This window comes from Kitasatospora sp. NPDC047058 (genome assembly GCF_040643935.1).
Classification (GTDB): domain Bacteria; phylum Actinomycetota; class Actinomycetes; order Streptomycetales; family Streptomycetaceae; genus Kitasatospora.
This window is the reverse complement of sequence record NZ_JBEYVJ010000450.1, coordinates 1-5,034: the sequence shown is the minus strand read 5'-3', so window position 1 is coordinate 5,034 and position 5,034 is coordinate 1. Positions and strand designations below refer to the sequence as shown.

Sequence of the window (5,034 nt, the reverse complement as noted above, 5' to 3'; positions counted from 1 at the left end):
TACGGCATCACCACCGTCGTCGAGCCGCAGAACTCGCTGGACGACCTGGCCCTGTACGAGCGGGCGATCGCCGAGGGCCGGCTGCGCTCGCGCCTCCCGACGGCGCCGGCAACGTCCGCACCGCCGCCATCGACACCGTGCACGGCCCCGTCCGCAGTGTCGCGCTCGCGCCGGCCACGCCGGTGAGCTTCTGCGGCACCGAGTACGTCGCGCGGGCGGCCTGGGGCGCGGACGAGTCCAAGCGCTTCAAGAACGGCGTGGAGAACTCGCCGCCGAAGTACTACCCGCTGCAGACCCTGACGGTCCACCACACGGACACGCCGAACTCCGACCCCGACCCGGCGGCCACCGTCCGGGCGATCTACGAGTACCACGCCGTCACCCAGGACTGGGGCGACATCGGCTACCACTTCCTGATCGACGAGGCCGGCCGGATCTACGAGGGCCGCTGGTCCGGCGACGACGGCATCCCCGCGCACGACGCGTCCGGGAACGTGGTGACCGCCTTCCACACCGCCGGCTTCAACTCCGGCAACCTCGGCATCGCGCTGCTCGGCACGCTCACCGGCCAGGAGCCCACCGCGCCGGCCCGCCGCTCGCTGACCGCGCTGCTCGCCGTCCTCACCCGCACGCACGGGCTGGACCCGCAGGCGCACGTCACCTTCGTCAACCCGGTCAACGGCGTGACCAAGCCGGTCGACCTGATCAGCGGCCACCGCGACTGGCTGGCCACCGACTGCCCGGGCGGCACGATGTACGCGACCCTGCCCGTGCTCCGCGCCGAGGTCGCGGCCCCGGGCGGCGGCGCCGCGCACTGACCCGGGCGCCGTGCACTGGCCACAGCACGCCGGCACACCGCAGCGGCCGGGCGGCCCGGACCGGCCGGTGCCGCACGGAACGGGTCAGCCCTTGACCACGCCGAGCGGCACCAGGCGGGCGACCGGCCGGGCCAGGCCGGCGCCCTCCGTCACGGCGGCGACCGCGTCGACGTCCTTGTACGCCTCGGGCGCCTCCTCCGCGAGGCCGCGCCAGGAGGACGGGCGGACGGCGATCCCCTGCGCCTCCAGGTCGTCGCGGAGCCGTTCGCCGCGGACCATGCGCAGCGCGTGGTGCCGGCTCCAGACCCGCCCGGCGCCGTGGCAGGCGGAGTGGAAGGCGTCGTTGCCGGGCAGGCCGACCATCACGTACGAGGCGGTGCCCATGGTCCCGGGGACGAGCACCGGCTGGCCGGCGGCCGCGAGGTCCGGCGGCAGGCCGGGGTCGCCCGGCGGCAGGGCCCGGGTGGCGCCCTTGCGGTGGACGCAGAGCCGCCGCGGCTCGCCGTCGACCTCGTGGGTCTCGATCTTGGCCATGTTGTGGGAGATGTCGTAGACGAGTTCCAGGCCCGCCCCGGCGGCCTCGGCGAAGGCGCGGCGGGCGGCTTCGGAGAGCAGCTGCCGGTTGGCGCGGCCGTAGTTGGCCGCCGCGGCCATCGCGCCGAGGTAGGCCCGGCCGGCCGGGGAGTCGACGGGGGTGCAGGCGAGCTGGCGGTCGGGGACGGAGATTCGGTGGCGGTGCAGGTCCCGGTCCATGGTGCGGACGTGGTCGGTGCACACCTGGTGGCCGAGGCCGCGCGAACCGCAGTGGATCATGACGCAGACCTGGCCGGTGTGCAGTCCGAACGCGGCTGCCGTGGCCCGGTCGTGGACGTGCTCGACGGCCTGCACCTCAAAAGAAGTGGTTGCCGCTGCCCAGGCTGCCGACCTGGTGCAGGCCGCGTTCCACGGCCCGGCTGCTGACCTGCCCGGGCGCGGCGCCCACGAGGACGCCGTCGTCCTCGCAGCGGGCCAGGTCGCGCGGCACCCCGTGGCCGTGCTCGACCGCGTACCGGGCGCCGCCGACCAGCAGGTCGTCCAGCTCCCCGGTGCCCGACAGCTTCCACAGGCCGCCGCGGCCCATGCCGCGCGGCACGGTGCGGTCGAGCAGGTCCATCAGGTGCCGGAGGCGGTCGTGGCCGAGCTCCGCCCGGTCGATGCCGGCGGCGAGCAGCCGCACCCCGCAGGAGATGTCGAAGCCGACGCCGCCGGGTGAGATCACCCCGCCCCGGTCGGCGTCGGTGGCGGCCACCCCGCCGATCGGGAAGCCGTAGCCCCAGTGGACGTCCGGCATGGCGAAGGAGGCGCGGACGATGCCGGGCAGGGTCGCCACGTTCGCGACCTGCTCCAGCGCCTTGTCGCCGGCCGCCTGCGGCAGCAGCACCCCGGACGCGAACACCACCCCGGGCACCCGCATCGGCTCCCGCCGCGGGATGCGGAAGCGGTAGCGGCCCTCCTCGACGAGCGTGATCTCCACGGTCCTCACCTCCGGCTCCCGGTCGTGTTCAGACGTCGAGCGTCACCTGGCAGCTCCAGCCCCCGGGGCCGCCCCGGAGGCGGAGGTCGTGCAGCGAGACGGCCTTCGGCACCGCGCCGACCGGTGCGGCGGTGGCGGCGTCCGCCATCCGGAAGCGCACCGGCAGTGCCCGGCCTTCCGCCGTCGCCCGGATCGCCCCGAGCTCCGTGCCGAGGGGCAGCTCGCCGTCGGCGTCCATCCGGTAGATCACTTCCTCCAGCACGGCGACCAGCAGGTCCTCGTCGGTCGCCGCGGTGACGGTGCAGGCGCGTTCCCCGCTCGGACGGGCCCCGGTGGTGTCGGCGAAGCCCTCGACCGCGGCGCGCACCGCCTCGCGGATGCACCCCTCGGCGGTCGGCGCCCACGCCTCCACCCGCAGGTCCGCCGTGTGCGCCACGGTCCGGTGGCCGCTGCCTGAACGCTGCTGCCCGGTCACCGGCGAGGCTCCTTCGTCTCCGGGGCGGGTGCCTCTCGGCGACCGACCCGTCCGCGGTCCGCCGGCCGTCCCTCTCCTCCAGGCTCGACCCGCACCCGCGCCCAGGCAACCCCCGGCCGGGACCGGCGGCGGCCGGACTACCCTGGCGGCATGTCTCCGCACCCGGAACCTCACGGACCGGGCGGCCGCGACGGCGCGCCGCCGGCCGCCCACGAGGGCACGCCGCCAGGGGCCGCGCTGGACGGGATCCGGCGGCTGCTGGCGGGCGGGGGCGTCGCCGTGCTCAGCGGCGCCGGGCTCTCCACCGAGTCGGGCATCCCCGACTACCGCGGCGCCACCGGCCGCCGGCGCCGCCACACGCCGATGACGTACCAGGAGTTCACCGCGAGCGAGGCGGCCCGGCGCCGGTACTGGGCCCGCAGCCACGCCGGGTGGCGGGCGATCGCCGAGGCCCGGCCGAACGCCGGGCACCGGGCGGTCGAGCGGCTGCGGCGGGCCGGGCGGGTCTCCGCGGTGATCACCCAGAACGTGGACGGGCTGCACCGCGCGGCCGGCACCGTGGACGCCGTCGAGCTGCACGGCGGCCTCGACCGGGTGGTCTGCCTCGGCTGCGGGCACCGCAGTACGCGCGCGGAGCTCGACCGGCGCCTGCACGACCTCAACGGCGCCTCCCGCGGCGCGCAGGCGCGGGTGAACCCGGACGGGGACGTGGAGCTGCCCGACGCGCTGGTGGCGGCCTTCCGGATCGCGCCGTGCACGGCCTGCGGGGGCATCCTCAAGCCCGACGTGGTCTTCTTCGGCGAGAACGTGCCCAAGGACCGCGTCCAGCAGTGCTACGACCTGGTGGACGGGGCGCGGGCGCTGCTCGTCCTCGGCTCGTCGCTCGCCGTGCTGTCCGGCCTGCGCTTCGTGCGGCACGCCGCGCGCGAGGGCAAGCCCGTCGCGATCGTCAACCAGGGCACGACGCGCGGCGACGAGTACGCCGGCCTGAGGGCCGCCCTACCGCTCGGCGCGACGCTGTCCGCGCTGGCCGACCGGCTGGGCGACCCGGGCGACGAGTGAGGAAGCAGGACCGTACTCCGCCGGCCACCGGCGGCGTGGGCTTCAGTATCCTCGAGTGTCGGCTTCTGGCGTTTTCGGTTCGTTGGTGAGGGGTGTGGGGCTGTGGCGGAGACGGGGATGCTCGCCCATCAGCGACAGGCGCTGATCGCCGGGATCGTGCGCCGCAGCGGAGCCGTGCGGGTCGCCGAACTGGTCGAGCAGCTCGGGGTCTCCGACATGACGATCCGCCGGGACCTCGACGCGCTGGAGCGTTCGGGCGCGGTCAAGAAGGTGCACGGCGGCGCCGTGCTCGGGACGGAGACGGCGGCGGACGAGCCGGGCTTCGAGGCCAAGTCCGGCCTCGAGTCGGCGGCCAAGGCCGCGGTGGCGGACGCCGCGGCGGCCCTGGTCGAACCGGGCAGCGTGATCGCGATCTCGGCCGGGACGACCACCTACGCGGTCGCCGCCCGACTGCTGCGGGTGCCGCGGCTGACCGTCGTCACCAACTCGCTGCCCGTCGCGGAGCTGATCCGCACGGCCGGGGAGCAGCCCGAGGGGGATGCGCCCTCGCTGCTGCTGACGGGGGGCGCGCCGACGCCGTCCGCGGCGCTGGTCGGGCCGCTGGCCGACCAGGCGATCCGGGCGCTCCACGTCGACCTGCTGATCCTGGGGGCCCACGGGGTGTCGGAGAAGGCGGGCCTGACCACGCCGAACCTCGCCGAGGCGCAGACCAACCGTGCGCTGATCGCCTCGGCCCGGCGGGTCGCGGTGGTGGCGGACCACAGCAAGTGGGGCGTCGTCGGCCTCAGCGGCTTCGCCGCCCTGGAGGACGTCGGCGTGTTCGTCACCGACTCCGGCATAGGCGAGCACGCCCGGACCGTCCTCTCGGAGGCGGTCGGCGAGCTGGTGATCGCGCAGGTGCCCGCGGGCTGAGGCCCCCGGAGGGCAAGGCGGCCGGCGGCCGGAAAACCGGGTGCGGCGGCGGCCCGGATCGGCCAGTCTGGCGGGGTGCGACGGAAGACGCCCCAGGAGAAGAAGCGGCTGAGCTACCGCAAGGACCGCCGCAACGACTACGGCGAGAACGACAAGAGACCGGCGGTCGCGTTCACGCCGGACGGCGCCGTCGTCCCCGGGGAGGGCTGGGAGCGGCTCCTCCGGCTGCTGGCGGCGCGCGGAGTGGCGATCGG

General features: G+C 75.9%; 7 protein-coding genes. 4 read left to right on the top strand and 3 right to left on the bottom strand.

Annotation, left to right across the window (positions count from 1 at the left end; translation table 11 throughout):
* Positions 1 to 186 (top strand): hypothetical protein (locus ABZ885_RS35145; RefSeq protein ID WP_360198036.1); only part of this gene is annotated, 186 nt, incomplete at its 5' end.
* The gene (locus tag ABZ885_RS35140) at positions 138 to 818 is read left to right on the top strand and encodes a peptidoglycan recognition family protein (RefSeq protein ID WP_360198033.1); all 681 of its coding nucleotides are present in this window, start codon (positions 138 to 140) and stop codon (positions 816 to 818) included. The genes ABZ885_RS35145 and ABZ885_RS35140, both read left to right, overlap by 49 nt.
* An 84-nt stretch (positions 819 to 902) precedes the next feature.
* On the opposite strand, the gene ABZ885_RS35135 is transcribed toward ABZ885_RS35140, so the two are convergent.
* Genes ABZ885_RS35135 through ABZ885_RS35125 form a run of 3 tightly spaced genes read right to left on the bottom strand, consistent with a single transcriptional unit; the run spans position 903 to position 2,806 of the window.
* Entirely contained in the window at positions 903 to 1,706 is an 804-nt protein-coding gene (locus tag ABZ885_RS35135) for an RtcB family protein (protein WP_360198030.1), read from the bottom strand.
* A gap of 1 nt (position 1,707) precedes the next feature.
* The gene (locus tag ABZ885_RS35130) at positions 1,708 to 2,331 is read right to left on the bottom strand and encodes an RtcB family protein (protein WP_360198027.1); all 624 of its coding nucleotides are present in this window, start codon (positions 2,329 to 2,331) and stop codon (positions 1,708 to 1,710) included.
* 28 nt (positions 2,332 to 2,359) lie between these two features.
* Positions 2,360 to 2,806 (bottom strand): archease, encoded by a 447-nt coding sequence (locus tag ABZ885_RS35125; RefSeq protein ID WP_360198025.1) that lies wholly within the window; start codon positions 2,804 to 2,806, stop codon positions 2,360 to 2,362.
* A gap of 150 nt (positions 2,807 to 2,956) precedes the next feature.
* Here ABZ885_RS35125 and ABZ885_RS35120 point away from each other — a divergent pair, with 150 nt between their 5' ends.
* Positions 2,957 to 3,868, top strand: a complete 912-nt coding sequence (locus ABZ885_RS35120) for an NAD-dependent protein deacetylase (RefSeq protein WP_360198022.1) — start codon at positions 2,957 to 2,959, stop codon at positions 3,866 to 3,868.
* A gap of 102 nt (positions 3,869 to 3,970) precedes the next feature.
* A complete protein-coding gene (locus ABZ885_RS35115) occupies positions 3,971 to 4,780 on the top strand; it encodes a DeoR/GlpR family DNA-binding transcription regulator (protein ID WP_360198019.1) in 810 nt (269 codons plus the stop codon).
* Positions 4,781 to 5,034 lie beyond the last annotated feature (254 nt).

Excerpts from the sequence above, each read along its gene's own strand:
- ABZ885_RS35120 (WP_360198022.1), top strand. The coding sequence starts at position 2,957 with ATGTCTCCGCACCCGGAACCTCACGGACCGGGCGGCCGCGACGGCGCG.